At 72.6% G+C, this 17,772-nt stretch carries 18 protein-coding genes, 1 tRNA gene and 2 pseudogenes; 11 read left to right on the top strand and 10 right to left on the bottom strand.

All coding sequences use genetic code 11. The features are described from left to right. Positions 1-56: 56 nt before the first annotated feature. From ACFY04_RS28355 to ACFY04_RS28345, 3 genes are all read left to right on the top strand, one after another. A tRNA-Trp gene (locus ACFY04_RS28355) sits at positions 57-131 on the top strand. A 1,016-nt stretch (positions 132-1,147) separates the two neighbouring features. Next, positions 1,148-1,591 (top strand): hypothetical protein, encoded by a 444-nt coding sequence (locus tag ACFY04_RS28350; RefSeq protein WP_389120877.1) that lies wholly within the window; start codon positions 1,148-1,150, stop codon positions 1,589-1,591. Then, positions 1,588-2,355: an HAD family hydrolase gene (locus ACFY04_RS28345; protein WP_389120874.1), complete on the top strand. Its 768-nt coding sequence runs from the start codon at positions 1,588-1,590 to the stop codon at positions 2,353-2,355. The genes ACFY04_RS28350 and ACFY04_RS28345 overlap by 4 nt, the downstream gene beginning before the upstream one ends. Here the strand turns inward: ACFY04_RS28345 and ACFY04_RS28340 are convergent. The 5 genes from ACFY04_RS28340 to ACFY04_RS28320 all read right to left on the bottom strand — a co-directional run bounded on the left by ACFY04_RS28340 (position 2,289) and on the right by ACFY04_RS28320 (position 7,337). Beyond that, positions 2,289-2,960, bottom strand: a complete 672-nt coding sequence (locus ACFY04_RS28340) for a nuclear transport factor 2 family protein (RefSeq protein WP_389120871.1) — start codon at positions 2,958-2,960, stop codon at positions 2,289-2,291. The two genes, ACFY04_RS28345 and ACFY04_RS28340, sit on opposite strands and share 67 nt — an antisense overlap. Continuing rightward, positions 2,957-3,802, bottom strand: a complete 846-nt coding sequence (locus ACFY04_RS28335) for a GNAT family N-acetyltransferase (protein WP_389120869.1) — start codon at positions 3,800-3,802, stop codon at positions 2,957-2,959. Before ACFY04_RS28335 ends, ACFY04_RS28340 begins: the two co-directional genes overlap by 4 nt. A gap of 368 nt (positions 3,803-4,170) precedes the next feature. Then, a complete protein-coding gene (locus tag ACFY04_RS28330) occupies positions 4,171-5,613 on the bottom strand; it encodes an MFS transporter (protein WP_389120866.1) in 1,443 nt (480 codons plus the stop codon). Positions 5,614-5,929: 316 nt separating this feature from the next. Then, on the bottom strand, positions 5,930-6,115 hold the full coding sequence (locus ACFY04_RS28325) for a hypothetical protein (protein ID WP_389120864.1): 186 nt from the start codon (positions 6,113-6,115) through the stop codon (positions 5,930-5,932). Between the two features lie 766 nt (positions 6,116-6,881). After that, positions 6,882-7,337, bottom strand: a complete 456-nt coding sequence (locus ACFY04_RS28320) for a transglycosylase SLT domain-containing protein (RefSeq protein WP_389120862.1) — start codon at positions 7,335-7,337, stop codon at positions 6,882-6,884. A gap of 593 nt (positions 7,338-7,930) precedes the next feature. Here ACFY04_RS28320 and ACFY04_RS28315 point away from each other — a divergent pair. Continuing rightward, complete coding sequence (locus ACFY04_RS28315) at positions 7,931-8,401, top strand: hypothetical protein (protein WP_389120860.1); 471 nt, start codon at positions 7,931-7,933, stop codon at positions 8,399-8,401. A 212-nt stretch (positions 8,402-8,613) separates the two neighbouring features. On the opposite strand, the gene ACFY04_RS28310 is transcribed toward ACFY04_RS28315, so the two are convergent. Further along, positions 8,614-9,414, bottom strand: coding sequence for a hypothetical protein (locus ACFY04_RS28310; protein ID WP_389120857.1), 801 nt, complete (start codon positions 9,412-9,414; stop codon positions 8,614-8,616). 194 nt (positions 9,415-9,608) lie between these two features. Between ACFY04_RS28310 and ACFY04_RS28305 the strand changes: the two genes are divergently transcribed. Together ACFY04_RS28305 and ACFY04_RS28300 are read left to right on the top strand one after the other, a co-directional pair. Next, the gene (locus ACFY04_RS28305; RefSeq protein WP_389120855.1) at positions 9,609-10,235 is read left to right on the top strand and encodes a hypothetical protein; all 627 of its coding nucleotides are present in this window, start codon (positions 9,609-9,611) and stop codon (positions 10,233-10,235) included. A 384-nt stretch (positions 10,236-10,619) separates the two neighbouring features. Beyond that, positions 10,620-11,513, top strand: a complete 894-nt coding sequence (locus ACFY04_RS28300; protein ID WP_389120852.1) for a hypothetical protein — start codon at positions 10,620-10,622, stop codon at positions 11,511-11,513. Between the two features lie 88 nt (positions 11,514-11,601). Here ACFY04_RS28300 and ACFY04_RS28295 read toward each other — a convergent pair whose 3' ends face one another. Further along, complete coding sequence (locus tag ACFY04_RS28295) at positions 11,602-11,751, bottom strand: hypothetical protein (RefSeq protein WP_389120850.1); 150 nt, start codon at positions 11,749-11,751, stop codon at positions 11,602-11,604. Positions 11,752-11,887: 136 nt separating this feature from the next. Then, the gene (locus ACFY04_RS28290; protein ID WP_389120848.1) at positions 11,888-12,091 is read right to left on the bottom strand and encodes a hypothetical protein; all 204 of its coding nucleotides are present in this window, start codon (positions 12,089-12,091) and stop codon (positions 11,888-11,890) included. A 188-nt stretch (positions 12,092-12,279) separates the two neighbouring features. On the opposite strand from ACFY04_RS28290, the gene ACFY04_RS28285 reads away from it, so the two are divergent. The 3 genes from ACFY04_RS28285 to ACFY04_RS28275 all read left to right on the top strand — a co-directional run bounded on the left by ACFY04_RS28285 (position 12,280) and on the right by ACFY04_RS28275 (position 14,953). Then, the gene (locus ACFY04_RS28285; protein WP_389120846.1) at positions 12,280-13,500 is read left to right on the top strand and encodes an alpha/beta hydrolase family protein; all 1,221 of its coding nucleotides are present in this window, start codon (positions 12,280-12,282) and stop codon (positions 13,498-13,500) included. 287 nt (positions 13,501-13,787) lie between these two features. Beyond that, positions 13,788-14,327, top strand: coding sequence for a hypothetical protein (locus ACFY04_RS28280; RefSeq protein ID WP_389120843.1), 540 nt, complete (start codon positions 13,788-13,790; stop codon positions 14,325-14,327). A gap of 305 nt (positions 14,328-14,632) precedes the next feature. Next, positions 14,633-14,953, top strand: a complete 321-nt coding sequence (locus ACFY04_RS28275; protein ID WP_389121148.1) for a hypothetical protein — start codon at positions 14,633-14,635, stop codon at positions 14,951-14,953. Here ACFY04_RS28275 and ACFY04_RS28270 read toward each other — a convergent pair. Next, positions 14,948-15,178: pseudogene (locus ACFY04_RS28270) on the bottom strand (serine/threonine-protein phosphatase); the annotation flags it as partial. The gene ACFY04_RS28275 and the pseudogene ACFY04_RS28270 overlap by 6 nt on opposite strands. Before the next feature lie 579 nt (positions 15,179-15,757). Between ACFY04_RS28270 and ACFY04_RS28265 the strand changes: the two are divergent. After that, positions 15,758-15,991, top strand: a pseudogene (locus ACFY04_RS28265) (ATP-binding protein); the annotation flags it as partial. A gap of 67 nt (positions 15,992-16,058) precedes the next feature. On the opposite strand, the gene ACFY04_RS28260 reads toward ACFY04_RS28265, so the two are convergent. Further along, positions 16,059-16,487 carry a hypothetical protein gene (locus tag ACFY04_RS28260; protein WP_389120840.1) on the bottom strand — a complete coding sequence of 143 codons (429 nt, stop codon included), beginning with the start codon at positions 16,485-16,487 and terminating at the stop codon, positions 16,059-16,061. A gap of 417 nt (positions 16,488-16,904) precedes the next feature. Between ACFY04_RS28260 and ACFY04_RS28255 the strand changes: the two genes are divergently transcribed. After that, entirely contained in the window at positions 16,905-17,549 is a 645-nt protein-coding gene (locus tag ACFY04_RS28255; protein WP_389120837.1) for a dihydrofolate reductase family protein, read from the top strand. The last annotated feature ends 223 nt before the right edge of the window (positions 17,550-17,772 follow it).

The following is a 17,772-nucleotide window of genomic DNA, read 5'->3' as shown; positions in this document are numbered from 1 at the left end:
GCCGGCTTCCTGCGCTACCGGCTGCGGAGCGGCACCGATACGATCCCGGGACGGGCGGAGCCGTAGCGCAGAGGTCGACGCGCGCGGTCTCCAAAATCGCGAGGACGCCGGTTCGATTCCGGTCGGCTCCGCCCGCCCGGAATCCGGGGCCCGCCGGGGCGCCGTCGCAGCCCCCCGCTGGTGATCACGCAGGCGCAGGGCCGGGAGGGTCTCCGGCCGGTTCGGGCGGGAGCGGTTCGCGACGCCCGCGGAGCGGGAACAGCCGTCGTATCCGGGGCCGTTCGCCGTGTTCGGCAAACCGGGCGGACGGACGGCCAGGCCACGGCGGTGCACTGCTTCGTGCGGGAGGCGCCCGGCGGGGAGTGGAAGGCGGCGGTGGAGACGGGGCTGCCCGTGGCGGCGCCGGTGGCGCTCGGGGCCGAGGAGGTGTCGCACTTCGCGGAGCTGGTGGTACGGGTGCGCAGGACCCCGGTGGCGGCGGTCAGCCGTGACGCGGCGGGGGCCGCCGTGCTGTCGCCGGCCGCGGACGCCGGGCGCGGAGGCCGACCGCGGAGGCCGACCGCGGAGGCCGACCGCGGAGGCCGACCGCGGTGCGTGCGACCGCGGTGCGTGCGACCGCGGTGCGTGCGACCGCGGTGCGTGCGACCGCGGTGCGTGCGGCCGCTTCGCGGACTGCCTGAGCTTCACGCCCCCGGACGGGGAGCCGGAGAGCGAGGAGTTCACACCGGGCCCCCTGACGGACGGGGTGGTCCGGGGACTGGGCGGGAAGGCGCGGCAGCCGAAGCCCGACGGGCTGGTCACGTACGCGTTCGAGCACGAGGGGACCGGTCGGCAGCTGCCCGTGCTGAAGCTGGACGACGGTACGTCACCGGTCACATGCCCGCTCCGGCGCGCGGAGCGCATGATGGGCGAGAAGCGGCGGAGCGCCGAGGTGAAGCCGAGCCCGACGGCCGTGATGGTGCTCCCGTCCGCCGGCCCGGGCCCGGCCGGGGCGGCGGCCTGCAACTGCCTGCGGCCGCAAGCTGCCGGAGGCCGCCGGCGGGCAGGCCGGACGGGGTGGTCCGGGGCCTCGCGGCGGCGGCCGCGGAAGCGGTCCGCCCGGCGAGTGCCGGCCCTCCCGGGGCCTCTCCCCTGTCAGGATGTGCCCGTGACCGGATCTCATGCGTGGACGGAATCGTGGTGCCGGGGCGACGGGTCCGCCCTCTCCCTCTGGTCGAAGGACTCGGTCCTGTCGATCGGCTCGGTGGGCTCGGTCCTGTCGATCGGCTCGGTGGGCTCGGTGCTGTCGATCGGCTCCGTGGGCTGCGCGCTCTCCGCCGCCTCCATCGGATCCTCCCTGTCGGTGCTCTCCGCCGCCTCCTGGCTCAGCACGGGCTCGCTGCTGTCCGCGCGGTCTTGCTGGTCGGTGCTGTCCTGGCGCTCACGCGACGGCTTCATGGTGGCCGGCGCCGCCGCGACCGCGGCCGCCGGGCTCGCGCTGCACTTCGCTGCGCGCCGCGGCGGCCAGAGGGTGCGGGGTGTCCCGCCCGCCGGTGCGGGGCTGCCCCGCGCGCCTTGGAGGGCCGGGCAGGACCCTGTGCTGCCGGGATGACCAAGCCGGTCGCACTCGTGATATTCGACTGCGACATATTCGACTGCGACGGAGTGCTCGTCGACACCGAACGCATCGCCATGCGCGTCCAGATGGCCCTGGGAGCGGAGCCCGGCCGGCCGCTGACCCCCGAGGACGTCGTCGGCCGGTCCATCGGGCGTTCCAAGGAGTCGGTCTGCGAACGGATCGCGCAGCGGCTGGGCGAGGAGACGGCCGCCTTGCGGTGGGAGCAGTTCCTGCGGCGCCACCGGGACGCGGTGGGCAGCGGGCTGGAGGCGGTCGGCGGGCTGCCCGGGGCACTGGAGGAGATCACCCTGCCGGTGTGTGTCGCCTCCCGCGGCTCGCACGACAAGACGCGCCACACCCTTGGTGTCACAGGGCTCTACGAACGCTTCGCGGGCCGCATCCTCAGCGCTGCCGAGGCGGCCCGCGGCAAGCCCGCCCCCGGCCTCTTCCTGCACGCGGCACGGCAGATGGGCATCGGCCCCGCCGCGTGCGTGGCCGTGGAGGACAGCCGCCCCGGCGTCCAGGCCGCCCGGGCCTCCCGGGCGGCCCGGGATGCGCGGGCCGCCGGGATGCGCGCCTTCGGCTACGTGGGCGGAGTCACCCCGCCGGAGCGGCTCGCGGGCCCCGCCGCCGTCGTCTTCGACGACATGCGCGAACTGCCCGGCCTCATCACCGGGCAGCACCAGCGTCGTCAGGCGGCGGGCGGGGTCCAGTCGGCGGGCAGGCCGGACTGGGCAAGGACGGTGGCCAGGCTGTAGTGGTCCTGGTCAAAGGCGATCCGGCAGTGGTTCCCGTCGAGGCCGAGCTGGGTGGTCATCGGTACGGCGAAGGGCTTGGGTGCGCCCTTGAGGTGGCCGGAGTAGACGGCCCGGACGGTGATGCGGTCGCCGTCGAGGCGGGTGGAGCGGATGGTGACGTGGACGTTGTCGATGAGGGTGTCGGCGCGGGCCTTCCAGCCCGCGATCTCCTTGCGGCCGCGGAAGGTGACGCCGACGGCTTCGTCGGTGTAGACGCCGTCGGCGGTGAACAGGGCGCCGAGGTCCTGGGGGTCGGTGCCGTTCCAGGCGCGGGCCCAGGCGGCGGCGATCCCCGGCGTGCGGCGGCCGGTGTCCTGTGCGGCGTAGGCGGTGGAGGCGGTGGCGCAGAGGGAGGCGGCGGCGGTCAGCACGGTGAGGGTACGGATCGTGCGGGACGTCATGGTGGATGCTCCTGGGAGTGCGGGTGCGGTCTTGCCGGCGACGGCGACGTCGGCGGCGGTGGCGGGCAGGTGCGCGGGCTTCGGCGGCCGGGTGAGGGGCGGAGCCGTTGCGGGCCGGGGGCGCCGGTGGGCCGCCCCGTCCGGCTGTGTACGTGCAACCTTCATGGGGCACAGACTCGTGCCGGGCGGTGTCCACTCTCCAGTCCCTGCGGGGCCGGTGGCTGTCCGGCACTGCCCACTGCTGTCCACCCGGTCCGGGCCCGGTGCGGGCGGCGATCCGCTCCGGCCCGGGCAGGCCGCCCTCTCTGTCCGCAGCGGGCCCGGGGACGGGCCGGCGTCCCGGCCGGGTGCTTCTCCCAGGCGGTCTCGATGCCGAGTTGCGCACCCGGTTCCTCGAACCCCAGTGCTTGCGCGACACGCCGGGAGGCAGTCGTGCGGGCACGCCATTGCGGCAGCCGTCCTGCCGCGAGCGCGTGTTCCACCGCCGCCGAGCCCGTCGCCCGGCCCAGCCCGCGCCCCCGCGCGTCCGGTGCGGTCAGCACACCGGTATGAGCGGTCCGGCCCGGCCAGGCCCGGTATCCGGCGGCGGCGACCGTCCGGCCGTGCTCGCGGACCACGAACGCGGGTGAGGTGATCTCCTCCAGAGCGGCCTCGCCCGCGTCTTCACGGCCTGCCGACCGCTCCAGCCGCCGGAGCTCCGGATGGCCGCCCGGCAGCCGTTCCGCCGCCGGCACGCCTGGCTCCGCACGGCGGAAGCCCGCCACAGACACGTACGGCAATGCCGCCGGACCCGGCACACGCGCCACCGGCAGGCTCTCGCGGACCGCGTCGGCGTCCGTGAGCGCGTCCACCGGCAGCATCGCCGGCGCGTCCCGGACGATCACAGCCGTACCCGTACCCGTGGCCGGCGCGGTCACGATCGCCGACCCGCCCAGAGCCACCACGCCGCCCCGGCCGGCCGGGCTCAGTCCCGATTGCGGCGAGACGACCACACTCACACCGCCCATCGGTGCGGACGGCACCGGCACCCGGGCCAGGCCCTCCCACAGCCCCCGGGCTCTGAACCGGCAACGGCTCCATCGGCATGGCCACGATCCTGCCGGTCCGGACGCGCTGCCGGCCTGCGCATCGGTCCGACAGGGGATCAGAAAAGTTTCCCGGCCCGGCTGTTGCCCGCCAGGATGGGCCGCCGCAGGCGCGCACGGGCCGCAGGCCGCCGGCCGGTGGCCGCCGGGGGGCGTCCCGGACGCGGACGGCCGCCTCCGCCGTCACGTCGGGCTGAAGGCTGTACAGGTGCCGGTGCAGGTGGTCGCCGTTCGCGCCGGCGGCGACGTGCCGGCGGGCCGGGGTGGACGGGGCGCTGACCGGTGCACCGTCAGGGCCGGCGGCCCGGGCCCGGCTCCCGTGCAGCGTCGTCGCCCGCCCGCACGGACAGGGGCGGGATCCTGCCGAGCACCACGAGCCGGTGGCGTACGGCCATGACGACGGCCGATGTTGCGACGATGAACAGCCCGCCCAGCCGCAGGATCGCGTCGTAGGCGTCCTCGGGCGGCCGCTGCGGGGTCATCGCGGAGATCGCCGCCGCCGTCCCGGCGAGGGCGATCGCGCCCAGCGTGACCAGGAACGTCAGCAGTACACCCGATGCCTCCCCCGCCCTGGCCGGTGCGACGACCTGCTGGGTCGCCACGCTGGAGAAGGTCCAGCCCAGCCCCAGGCCCAGGCCGCACCACGCGAACACCGGCACGTACAGCCACCATGCGCTGGCCTGGGCCAGCGCGTACATCCCGGTGCCCGCGACCGCGCCGGCCAGTGCCATGACCGCGGTCGGCTGCATGTGCCGGGCCAGGCGCGCCCCGAGCGGGCCGCTGACCGCGACGAGCAGGGCCGGGGCCAGGAACACCGTGCCCGCCAGGAGCGGCGAGAGCCCTCGTACGCCCTGGAGGTAGAGGGTGGCGAGGAAGACGGTGACGCCGTAGCCCATGTTGGAGAGCGAGCCCATCCCGGTCACCAGGACGTACGGGACGTTCCGGAAGAGCCGCAGGTCGACCAGCGGGTGCCGGGCGAGCCGCTCCCGTACCAGGAACAGTCCGCCGGCCGTCACGGCCAGGGCGAAGCACAGGAGGGTACGGGCGCTCCCCCAGCCCCAGGCGTCTCCGCGTTCCACGGCCAGGGTGACCGCGGCCAGCGAGCACACGATCAGGGCGCAGCCCAGGAGGTCGAGCTCGCGGGGTGCCGAGGTGTCGCGTGAGTCCGGTACGTAGAGGAGGGCGGCGAGCAGCGAGAGCAGGCTCAGCGGTGCCATCAGCCAGAAGATCCAGCGCCAGCCGGGGCCTTCGGTGAACCCGCCGCCCACGAAGGGGCCGAGCGCGGTCCCGATGTTGGCGACGCCGAACACGGCGCCGAGGGCCCTGGCGCGGGTTTCCCCGGGGAAGGTGTTGGTGATCACGGACACGGACACCGGGAAGACGAACGCCGCGCCCACGCCCTGCGCGATGCGGGCCGCCACCAGTGGGCCGAGGCCGGGTGCCAGCGCGCAGCCCACGGAGCCGGCCGCGAACAGGGCGATCCCGGCCAGCAGGCTGCCGCGCCGGCCGAAGACGTCGCCCACCCGGCCGCCGACGATGAAGAAGCAGCCGATGGCGAGCATGTATGCGGACAGGGTCCACTGCGCGGCCGAGACCGTGACGCCGAGTTCCGCCGCGATCCCGGGAAGGGCGAGGTTGAGGGCGAAGAAGTCGAGCTGGATGCAGAAGAGGGCGACGGCGACCGCGACGAAGGCCCCCGTCCTCCGCGCGGCCGGTGAAGTCTCAGCGCGCATGAGGGCGTTCCTCTCGGCCGGCACGGCCGGGGGGCAGTACGGGACGCCCCGCGCGCGTGCCCTGGTCCCATTGTGGGGCGGCCCGCCGAGGGGTGCAGTCCGGCCGAAGCCGGGTGCGGGGGCGCCGGAGCCGGGGGCGGGGGCGGGGGCGGAGCCGGAGCCGGGGGCGGGGCGGGGGCGGAGCCGGAGCCGGGAGGGGGCGGGGGCGGGGCTGCGGGGCTGCGGGGCTGCGGGGCTGCGGGGCTGCGGGGCCGGACCCTGGTGCCGGCTGCGCGGTGCCCCGTTGCCGTGGCCGTGGCCGTGCGTCCGGTGCCGCTCAGGCGGTGACGAAGGCGGGCAGGCGCTCGTTCTCCAGTACGCCGCGGCTCTGCGGGGCAGGCAGGCTCAGGCCGAACCGGGTCCCTATGAGTGCCGGGGTGTGACGGTCCCGGTCCCGGCCCCGGCAGGGCTCGTCTTCGGGCCGTGCGCAGCGGCCGCCGGGGTGCGGGATGCCGGCCGCCACGGGTTCGGGCAGCAGGAGGTCCGGCTGCCCGCCCCGCCGCCGGAGCTCTTCTCCGGTTCCGAAGCCGCAGACGTCCCGCGCCGTCCCTCGCGCAGGAGCACATCGCCGGCGGATAGCCCGCGGACGGGTCGGGGCGGATCGCCTCCACCGCGTTGCGGGGGGGGGTGCCGGCCAGTCGTGCCGCGCCGTCCCCCGGCCCGTGTGCGACGGCGAAGGACCCTCCGCCGTGCACGCCGGCCCGCACCACGTCTTCGCCGTCGGCCGCCCGGCCGGTAACGGTGTGCCATGCCTGCGTGTCCGTGATCGGCGACGCGACGGATCCGCGGACACCCCTCCATGCGCGTTCCCGGTTCCTGCGGCGTGCTGCCGTGCGCGAAGACCACGCTGTGCCGCCAGCCGTCCTCGCGGTCCGCAGGCCACTGAATGCCCTCACGCACGACGCCCGTCCTCCCCGCCCGCCGGCACGCCCTGTGCCGCCGCCTGTTCCCGGCCGGTGATCACACTGGTCAGAGGATGTGACAGGCCTGCGTGCAACCGGGTCCGGTCCGGGTGACCGCCCGCCTCCCCGGGCCGCGTAGGGCCGCGGCCCGGCGGCCCGGCGGCCCGGCGGTTCGGCGGCCCGGCGGCCCGGCGGCCCGGCGGCCCGGCGGTTCGGCGGCCCGGCGGTTCGTGTACGCGAAAACGCCCGGCCGGGAAGTCCCGGCCGGGCGTTTTCGTATGTCTGTGCGCTGTGCTGTGCTTCGCTGTGCTGCTGCCCGCTGGTGGCTTAGTACCAGTGGTTGGCGGACCAGAAGTTCCAGGCGCCGACGGGGCTGCCGTAGCGGTCGTTCATGTAGTCCAGGCCCCACTTGATCTGGGTGGCCGGGTTGGTCTTCCAGTCCGCGCCCGCGGAGGCCATCTTCGAGGCCGGCAGGGCCTGGGCCAGGCCGTACGCGCCGGAGGAGGCGTTGGTCGCGGTGTAGTCCCAGCCGCTCTCGTGGGAGATGATCTTGTCGAAGGCGGCGAACTGGGCCGGGTCCTTGATCATCTGCTGCGCGATCGCCTTGGCGCTCACCGGGGCCGCCTGGGCGGGAACCGTGGCGAGCATGGAACCGGCGACACCCAGGGCGACGACGGTGCCCGCGAGGGCCTTCTTGGAGGCGGCGATGCGGCGGATGATGACGTTGGACACGGATTGGCCTTCCACAGGGAACAGGGGCGGTCGCAGGCATGCCGGAGGCATGCGTGAGCCACTCACGCGGTGGAGAGGGGTTCGTCGGCGGCGGGTGAAGTACCCGTGCCGCCTGGCGACTCATCCAGTTCTACAGACGGCCCGACCCCCTGGCAACGACCCCGGTTACTAAGGGCCCTCGCAGTCGGGGACCGGCGGCCCCGCGGCGGCCGGGGAGGGATCCGTGCAGGTGGGGGCCGACACAGGGGGGGCGACATGGGGTCTTCTGGGGCTACTATCCGGGTTCGTATGTGACGTGGGCCCTATGGGGCGGGTCACCCCTGGGGCGCCCGGATCTCACCGGCTGTCATCGGCCGTACCCCCTTCGGGGCGGCCGGCCGGCTGCCGGGACCGTCTCGGGACCGGAGGGGAAAGGGGCGGGCCGCAGGCCGGACTCCCGCGGGAGGGGGCCCGCGCCGCCGGACCGGGACCCCGGACCGGGACCCCGGCCCGGTGCGGCGGCCCGCCGCGGGCGCGGGGACCCGGTCCTCACCGCGCCCGCCTGCGTCCATGCGGGCGAAACCGTGGGCGAAACGCTGCCCGCCGCGCCCCCCGGGGAGCCATGGTCTCCTCGGAGACACCGGCCCGGAGAAGGGAACGAGACATTGCTGCCGAGGCGTACGGGAACGGTCCTGGGCGCGGCCGTGCTGACCATGCTGACCGTGCTGGCCGTGCCGGCGGTCCCGGCCGGCGCTCACGCCGCGGCGGTCGCCTGTGGCGGGGGTACGTCGACCGGCCGTGTGGCGGTCAACGGCTGCATCAGCGCCGAGCGGGGATCGGCCGGCAGGTTCCCCACGCGGGAGATCACGGCGCACATCAGGGCGCGCAACACCGGGTCGAGGGGGGTGGACATCGCCTACGAGGCGTTCTTCCGTGTCGTCGACGGCGGTCACTGGGAGAAGGTGGGCAGCGGCCGCGTCCACGTGCGGGCCGGGGAGTCCGCGGGCCCCCTCGAAGTGGGGAGCACGACGCGGGTGTGCGGTCCCGTGAGGGTGGAGATCCGGGTTCACGCCCGGGCCGGCGGCGCCGCCTGGAGCGGCTGGTCCCCCGCGGCCACGAGGCAGTGCCAGACCTGACAGCCCCGACGTCCCGGACCCCGACCCGGACCCCGGGGCGCGGGCCGGGCCCCCCGCGGCCACTGTCCCCCACCGGCATGTCCCCCGACGCTCAACCTGGACCCGTTTGCCATCGAAGTCGGACCGGCTGCTGGCCCGTGCAACCGCTGCGCACGGATGGACCGGGCCCAGCGCACTCATCGGGCCCGCGTAACCGATGGCGGCACGTTGGGTCACTCGTTGTCGCGGTAGTTCATGAACCAGTGGGTGTCGAAGTAGTGGGCCATCGTGAACGGATGGTGCGGGTCGAGGAGGATGCGGCAGATGAACTCCGCGGCTGAGCAGTCGAAGGGGGCCAAGTCGTCGTCGAAGGTCCGGATGGCGACAGACCAGCGGTCCGGGTCGGTGCTGTCGTCGGTCTGCCAGCAGTACAGGTTCTCGTGCTCGGTGCTTGCCCAGATGAGCAGGCCGTCCTCGCGGAGGTGGGTCCACGGCTCCTGGTTCAGAGTGAGGTATCCGTCGAAGGCTCCTTCCCCGAACGTCTCCACCATGCGTTTGTAGTCGCCGGGAAGGCGCGTGCCCACTTCTGCCTCGATCTGCGCCCAGTCGACGTCCGGCCGCTGCGGGGGCGACGTCCAGGCGGTGATGGCTACAAGCCGCTCAACCCAGTCCTCATCCCGGCCGGTCCCCCCTGTAGGCGGCACCTGTACCCGCCGAGGCACGGCCGCCAGCACCGGCCGGACGACCCCTTGCGCGTCCCGAGCGGTCCCGGCGCCGATCCACTGGCCTCCGTACGCCCATGCCCGTATCGTCTCGCCCCCGCCTTCGAGGACGGCGAGAAGAGCCGCGCCCCGGGACTCGTCCACGGTCGGGTCAGTAAAGCCGTCCAAGACCAGGGTCCGTGGGGCCCCGTAACGGCTGGCCAGCCTGTCTACGAGCATGTGCGGGTCGGTGTCCAATGACAGGTGCACAGATCCACCCGAGGCGTCGATCCGGTCCAGCAGGTCGTTGAGCATCGATTGCGTGAGGTCCATGACGGACAGGGAAGCGCACTCCACTGACAAGGGCGCCGTCGGTCCAACCGCGGTGACACTCGGCGAAGCTTCACTGTCGGGGAACAGGGCCATGGTTCCGAACGCCTCACGCCGTCCGGAACCAGCCTGAACTCCCCCTGCCGAAGCTTGCAGGCCGCACCCCGGTCTCCGGGGCGGGGTAGCCGTTCGCGGCGATGTCCTCCAGTACCGAGGCCGCGCCGCCGCTGACCGCGGCCCTGGCGTTCGGGGTGGCCTGGGAGTCGGCGTACGGGTCGCTGGGCAACTGGGGGTTCTTCCTCGGCGGGCTGCTGCTCCCGCTGGTCCTGCTCGGCTGGCACGCCGCCCTCGCCGCGCGGCGCGGGGCCTCGCTCATCGCGCTGTCCGCCCTCCCTGCCGGCCTCGGCGCCATCCTGGCACTCGTGTCCGTGGGGCACAGCGCGCTGGAGGACCGGGGCGTCGAGATCAGCTGCGTTGTGCTGAAGGTCACCGAGCACACCGAGACGGAGTCCTCCATGGACGCCGAGGGCCACTGGACCTCCACGACCCGGACCTCGTACGACCACCGCCTGGACTGCCCCGCGGGCGGCCCGGAGCACCTGGACACCCCCTCGCGGCTCGTGAAGGAGGGTGAGTCCCTGGCGGTGGTGCACGACCCGCAGGGCAAGGTCTCCCCGCGGGCTGCCGGGGACGTCCACGGCCGGGGCCTGCGCACCGCAGCCGCGATGGCGGTCGGGGCGGCGGTGTTCCTGGGGCTGGTCGGCGGAATCCGGGAGGCGTACGAGAAGCGGCGCCGGAGGCCGCGGCGGCCGGCAGGGCGGTGAAACACCGGCCCCGCCGGAGGGCGGTGAAACACCCGCCCCAGGGCGGCACCCTCCAGCGTTCCCCCACACCCACCCACAGGCGCGACAAACACCCCACCCCTCAAACGACAACGGCCTTCACCAGCAAAACGACGCCCAGCCCAGCACCGGTGAATACCGATGACGCACACCCAGTGCAGACCACACGACGCCCGTCATCTGCCTGGTCCACAGCAACGATCCGAACATAGAGTTCGAACCCTTCGGTGCCATGCCGGTCATGTGCGATCGCGGTGAATGGGCCGACTCCAATCGCCGGTGACGCTGAGCCCAGCCTTCGCCGCATCACTGGGGATGACGTCCGATTTCGACCGACAGCTCTCCCGAAAGGAGTGGTGAGCCGCCATGCACCAGATCCGATGTGAGATCGACAGCGAGTACCGAGGTGCCGAGGCGATGGCCGATCTGGCCTGGCGCTGGCTCACCGAGGCTGCGGACCGCCTTGAGGGCGAGTCCTTCCAGGCACTCCTCGACTCCGCCGGGCAGGTGGAGGAATCGCTCAAGAAGTCGGTGCCGTGCGGCCCGCCCGGGTCGCTCTGGGGCTTCCTCAGCGCGCACATCGTCAGTCGGGGGCGGGTCACCAACCGTTCCCGGGTGCTGACCCGCAAGAACCTGCCGATGCTGCGCAAGTGGCTGGCCCTGGACGTGCAGCTGGCCGAGACCGCTCTCTACCGGCTGGACGACCGCGGCATGCCCGGTGCGGAGCTCCTGCGGATGGGCGTCGCGCGCGACGAGGGCTCCCAGGACTGGGTCAGGCTCAGCGCGGAAACCTCCGTAGAGCGCTTCGGGCCGGCCGCCCAGGCACGCGTGACGGAGCTGCTGCGGGATTTCTCGCAGGAGGTGGACCCGTCCTACGCGCAAGTCGGCTACAGCCTGTCGCTGGGCCGTACCGAGCACGAGGAGCGGGTCGGCCCGCCGCTGCCCGAATGGACGCTGCCGCAGTCGCGGCGGCTGCTGCGCGGCTACGAGTGGCTGATGGTGATCCCATGCGAGATCGCCCAGCAGCTCGGCGGCTGCGACGGCATCGCCGCGGCCGGTGACTTCCACCGGGTCGATACCCTGCGTGACGGCGCGGTGCTGCTCCAGGTCACGCCGGAGTTCGACGGCTTCACCGGCGAGGCGATCGAACGGACGTGGCGGCTGGTGCGCCCCGCACTGAGACCGGGGATGCCCAAGCGCTTCCGGGACGCCGACGCGTGGGGCCCGCCGAGCCGGATCTGGTACGCCGACATCGCCTGATCCCGCAGGGCCGACGAGGCCGGGGCGGGCCGGGCGGGCTGACCGGACGCGGACCTCCCGCCGAGTGCGGACCCTGTGGTGCGTGCCGTCACCCGTCCCCGGCGGTCAGGAGCAAGACCAGGGCCTTGGAGCAGGTGGTCCCGAGCGCGGTGGCCACCGCTTCGGCGGACATACCGTCGTCGCACAGCATCCCGGCGGCCAGCCGTTCGGGCCGCGGCACGGCCGCCTCGCGGACCACGGACAGGTGCGCGGTCCAGTCCTCGAGCGGTCCCGAAAGGGTCGACGTCCGCTTCGAACAGGGGCCGGTCGCCGACCAAGTCCCAGTCCAGGAGGTACTCGGCGGCGCCGCGCCGTCCGCACGCGCACACCGCCCGCTATGCCTCCGCACGCGGACGGCGGGACCGGCCGTCGTAAGCCGACCAGTGCCTGGTCGACGGCACGACCGGACCACTCCCGACATCGAAGTACACCGGGCCCGGCGCGCTGCCGCCGGCCAGTACACCCGCCGCGCCCGCGTGCGCGTCACCGAATTCCACCGTCCGCCAGTTCCACTCCACCAGCACACCGCCCGTTCTCATTCTGGCCTCGTAACCGGATGACACCGCTGACGCATCGGCCCCCGGGTGTAAACCCGTGGGCCGATGCTCGCGCGCGTGATCAATCGGCGGGCCGATGCTGCGCGTGAGGGACACGTGACAGCGTTCCCCTGTGCCCACGGACTGGCCGTCGCGGCACGACTGACGATCCGTCACCACGGGAGGGGCCCATGACCACCACGTCGTTCAACAGCCGGAAGGGGCTGACGCGCCGCCGCATGCTGGGAGCCGCGCTGGCCGCCGGGGCCGCCGTTCCTCTCGCCGCCGTCGCCGGCCCCGCGTGGGCGGACCCGACCGCGGCCGCACCCGCCTCGACGCGGCTCATGCTGCCCGTGCCGACCGGGCCCCACCCGGTGGGCACGGTCCAGCTGCACCTCGTCGACCGGTCGCGTCCGGACGGCATCGCGGGCCCCGGGCACTTCCGCGAGCTGATGGCCACCGTCTGGTACCCCGCCCGGGATGTCGAGCGGTACCCGGTGGCGCCCTGGATGCCGGCCGGCGCACTTCAGGCGTTCCTCGCCGACGCGGGGTTGAGCGCTCTGGCCCCCCTGGGGCCGCTCACTGCCGGCCACGTGGGCGCTCCGGTCCGACGGTCGGGCCGACGGCTGCCCGTCATCGTGTTCTCGCACGGCGCGCACAGCCACCAGGGCGACCACACCGTCATGGTCCAGGAGCTCGCCAGCCACGGATACGCAGTTGTGACGGTGGCTCACCCGTACGACACCTACGCAGAGTTCCCCAACGGTCGGGTCGCCGTCCCCCTCCGTGACAGGCAGGCGCCGACGCTGCCCGGGGACTTCGCCGCCGACCTGCGCTTCGTCCTCGACTGCGTCGAGCAGCTCGCCGCCGGGTGCAATCCGGACGTCGCCCGGAGGAAGCTGCCGGCCGGGCTGCTCGGCTCCCTCGACCCGCAGCGCATGGGCGCGTTCGGCTGGTCGAAGGGCGGGACCGCCACCGCCTGCGCCACGCTCGCGGACGAGCGCATCCGGGCCGGGCTGAGCCTCGACGGCCCGATGCAGATGAACCCGCCGCTCGCCGGCGACCTGGACCGGCCGTTCATGATGATGTCCGCCGCATTCACCCGGGCCACGGATCCCGAAGCCGCCGCATTCTGGTCGCACCTGCGGGGCTGGCGGCTGGACATCCAGGCCCAAGGCGCCGCCCACGTCTCGTACGGCGACAACGAGGCACTGTTCCCACAGGTGGCGAAGCTGTTCGGATGGAGCGGGCAACAGCTCCAGGACGTGATCGGCACCCTCGATCCCGATCAGGCGGTGAAGATCCAGCAGGCGTACCCGCTCGCGTTCTTCGACAAGCACCTGCGTCACCGTCGGGGGCACCTGCTCGACGGGCCATCCCCGGCATTCCCCGCAGTGACGTTCCTCCCTTGAGTACCCAGGACCGCAGCACTGCGGTCCCTCCCAGGTGCTTGAGGGAGCACGTGGGTCCGGACGGCAGTCCGGGGCTCTACCGGCCCGCGCGGCCGACACGCCACCAGCCTGCCCCGCGCCCTGAGGTGCAGCATGTCCCGGTGCTCCGCCCGAAGGCGTTCGGCTGTGTGACGGCACCGCCGGAAGGGGGCGCCGTCTGGAGTCCGTTTCGTCTCCGCCGGCCTTGTGCGCCGCGGTGGGTCGACGCCGGTGCGCGGAGGGGGTCGAGCGGCGTAACGTGGTGCGGTATGAGCGAGGTTGTGGAATCCAAGGGTCCGAAGGTTCCGCCGAGTTTCCCTCCGAAGTCGCCGCCGCCGCAGAAGAAGCCCGTGGAGCCGCCGCGGCCGCAGCCGGCGACGAAGCCGAAGTCGCTCACCGGGGTGCCGCCCCGGCTGGTCGTCACCAGCCGGCGGGCGAGGGTGCTGGCGTTCCGCGCGGACCAGTGGGCGGCGAAGAAGGCCGCCGGACAAGCTGCGCTCGCCGTCGCCGGGTGGGACTATCCGCTGCTGGACGAGCACGACTTCCTCAAGGCAGTCCACGGCCTGGTCCACGCAGCCGTGGCAGGCGGAGGCAAACGCGTCAGCGTCCACCTCGCCGACCAGGACTCGAAAATCCTCGTCGTGGTCCTCAACCACCAGACCTACAATCAGGAAGGCGCAGGGCAGCTGCCGAAGGAGGTGGCGCTGCTGCGCACCGTCGACGCCTGCGGCACCCACACCGACCACGACGGCCACGCCTGGTGGGCACTCCTCGACGCCGCCCCCCGACCGAAGAAGCACCTGGCCTAGCACAGGGAGCGGCGCTCCGGGCAGGATCCGGGCCATCCCAGGCGAGCGTGTGGCGGGTGGCCGACGACGCGTGACCGACCCGGGGTGGAGCACGAGTCCGGACGGGTCCGTGTCGGTTCGCGGGGCCTCCCTGCGACTGCTGGGTACGCGGACCAGACGAACTAAGTACGTGCGCCCATGCGGAGGCCGCAGGGCGGGGAGTGCAATGGGGGCGTGAAAGCAACTTCTACCCTGGCACCTCCGGCCGAGCGGCCCCTGGAGGAAGCGGCCGGTCCTGGAACTCGGCGTCGGGGTAGTGGTTGCGGATGAGGTGGGCCTTGGACCTGGGCCACCCCGGCTCGTGCCCCGAGCTGGCCGAAGCCGCGCTGCACCGAGCCGCAGGAAAGGTCGACCGGCAGACCGAGGCCCTGCTGCTGGTGACGTGCGCCAGGGCGTACGGGGCCGGCGGGCAGCCCACGAAGGCGGCCCGTGCGCTGCTGGCGGCCGAGGACGCCGTGACGGACACGCGGGAGGACGTCCCCGCCTACGCCGCAGCCTCGGGGCCGGTGGCGGCCACGGTCGCCTCGCACATGGGCAAGACGCTGACCGCGATGAAGGACCACACGGCGGCCGAACGTCACTACTGATTCGGGCTGGCCAACGTGCAGTTTCCTGCCCGGAAGCGGCACCAGCAGCTCCTGCGCGTAGTCCTGGAGCAGGATGGAGACATCACGGCCTCCGACCCTGCCCACCTCCTCCGCGATCAGCGGCGCGATCAGCTGTGGCGGCAGCAGCCGCGCCCGATCCAGCAGCAGGCCGAGCAGCCGCTCACCAAAACCCTCCGACCGGTCCTCCGCGATCTCCTCGCCCATAAGCCCGCTTCGCCAACCCTTCCTGCACCAGCCCGGTCACGCCTGCGCACAACGTGGTCCTGGAAGCCCGCTTGAGTAGCTCATTACGCCAAGCGCGGCATGTCGGCCCACGCCATCCAGTCCGCACTGACCACGCAGGATGCTTCCAGCACCTGCTCCCGGGTCTTCCCCGTCGACCCGTACCGGCGTGCCTTCGTCCCGCCCACGCGGTATCGGACGACACGAAAGGTGTCAGTGGGCCCTCGGCAACATCGAGGCCGCCGGAGCCACCTGAGACCGCCACTGCTCCATGCCGAAGCACCCCGACGTGAGACGCCGGGGCGCTTCGTATCGGCGGCGCCGACCTGTCGGCACAACTCGGTCGTGCTCGCCCACGACTCGGCCGTGCATGACGAGGCGATCCCCTTTTGAGGCGTGCACTGGTGCGACCCTCCCTGTTCGACGACCCTGCGTGCATTCACGCTAGGTAATCGAATTGTAGCTAATGGTATGCGTGACATGCGGCCTACGCCCCGCGCCGACCGCCGGAGGCCCTCCGTGCCGCCGCAAGCAGCGCCAGACCCTCGAAGACGTCGCCGCCGCCGAGGCGCAGAACTCCTCTTCCAGGTCCTGACCGAACGCGAGGAGAAGCACAGCGTCACCATCACCTCCAACGAGTCCTTCTCCGGCTGGACCAAGACCTTCACCGACCCCCGCCTCCGCGCGGCCACCGTCGACCGCCTCACTTTCGGCGGCAACATCTTCGAAACCGGCACCGATTCCCACCGCCTCGACACCACCCGAGCGCGCGCCGAACAGCAGGGCGTCAGCTGACGACACGTTCCGTCGCCTTCCTCGGTGCGGTGGACGGTCGCCGGAACAGCAACGACGGGGCCTGTGGTCAGGCGGGACGGCAGGCCTCGCAGACGTGGTTGTCGATCGCGGCCACCAAGTCCTGGGCCTGTGTCTGCACGGCGACATCCCCGTCACCGGCCAGCCTGTCTGCCAGGCTCCTGCCGTCGAGCACAGCTCGGTGAGCCGCGTACTGAACGTCGAGCCGTGGAGGATTGGCCTGTTCAAGGATCGTCCGGAGCAGCTGGATCACACCGCACCGGCTGGCGACAGAGTCACTCACCGCCAGATCCCACAGAAACGGAACCGCCTCGGCTGTCGCGTCGAAGACAGACAGCTCACCGAGCCATAGTCCAAGATCACTCAGCGCTGAAGCGCTGGTCACTGCATCGCCCCACGCCACCCGTGACAGCCGGCCCGGAACCTCTTCCGCTGATCCGTACGCGTGCGTCAGCTCGTGCCACCTGACGCGGCTCATGCCCTTGAGTATCGTCCCCACCGCGCACCCCAGTTCTCATGCCTGCCTGCGACACCAAGCGTCCCCGTTCCACCTCACGGAGCAAATCGACCGCGAGCCTGGCCCGACACGCTGAAGGGGCGTTCCCAGAACTCGCCAACATGTCACCCACCGCCGAGGCCAGGACTCTCCAAACCCACCGACATACGTTGCTCGTCCCCACCTACGTAGCCAGCGGAGTATCGCCGACGATGGCAATGACCGTGTCGGTCGCGGTGTCGGGGGCGGTCGCCCCCTCACGACAGCAGCCTGCCCAAACCGCGCAAACATCGCAGGTAGGGATACTGGGCAGCCCCGTCCGACCGGTCACGGACGCAGCGATGAGTTTTCCCGGCCCGGCAAGTCTCACCATCGTTGTCGACAACACAGGAGGAGCACGTGACTCAGCTGCTGAGAGTCCAGAACTTCAACGTCTCGAGTGACGGGATCGGTGCCGGTGAGGACCAGACCCTCGAGAGGCCATTCGGTCATGTCGATCCCGAGAGGCTGTTCTCCTGGGCCGGCGCCACCGCGAGCTGGCCCATGCGCACCGACCCCGGAGGGAGCCGGGGCCTCGACGACTACCTCACGCGGGACTACGCACGCAACATCGGCGCCGAAATCATGGGCCGCAACAAATTCGGGCCCCAGCGCGGTCCGTGGCACAACCATGAGTGGCAGGGCTGGTGGGGTGACGAGCCCCCGTTCCGCACCCCGGTATTCGTCCTCACCCACCACAAGCGTCCTTCGCTCACGCTCTCCGACACCACGTTCCACTTCGTCGACGCCGACCCTGCCGCAGTCCTCGAACTGGCACGGGAAGCGGCGCAGGGCAAGGACGTCCGGCTCGGCGGCGGAGCCACCACCATCCGCGAGTTCCTCGACGCCGACCTCGTCGACACCCTGCACGTGGCGGTCTCACCGGTGAAGCTCGGGTCCGGAGTACGTCTCTGGGAGTCACCCGAAGAGCTGCTCGACCGGTTCCACCTCGACGTCGTCCCCAGCCCGAGCGGCGTGACGCACCACCTGTTCTGGCGAAAATGACCGGTCCGGCCATGGCCGTTTCTTCAGTTCATGCCCGGGTGGAGGCGAGCCGGTAGGAGTCGGTGCCGACTCGATGATCGCGCCGTTGAACGTCAGGCGGTCGACGCTAGCGGGACGCCTTTGTCCCGCTAGTGTGATGCGCCAGAAATCCTGATGGTTATTTACTACGCTGTTGTCATGTCGCATTCGGGTCCTTCTGCTGTGGAGATCACGCTGTCCGAAG

The organism is Streptomyces sp. NPDC001549, assembly GCF_042894025.1.
GTDB lineage: Bacteria > Actinomycetota > Actinomycetes > Streptomycetales > Streptomycetaceae > Streptomyces > Streptomyces kutzneri.
This window is presented reverse-complemented; position numbering and strand designations above follow the sequence as displayed.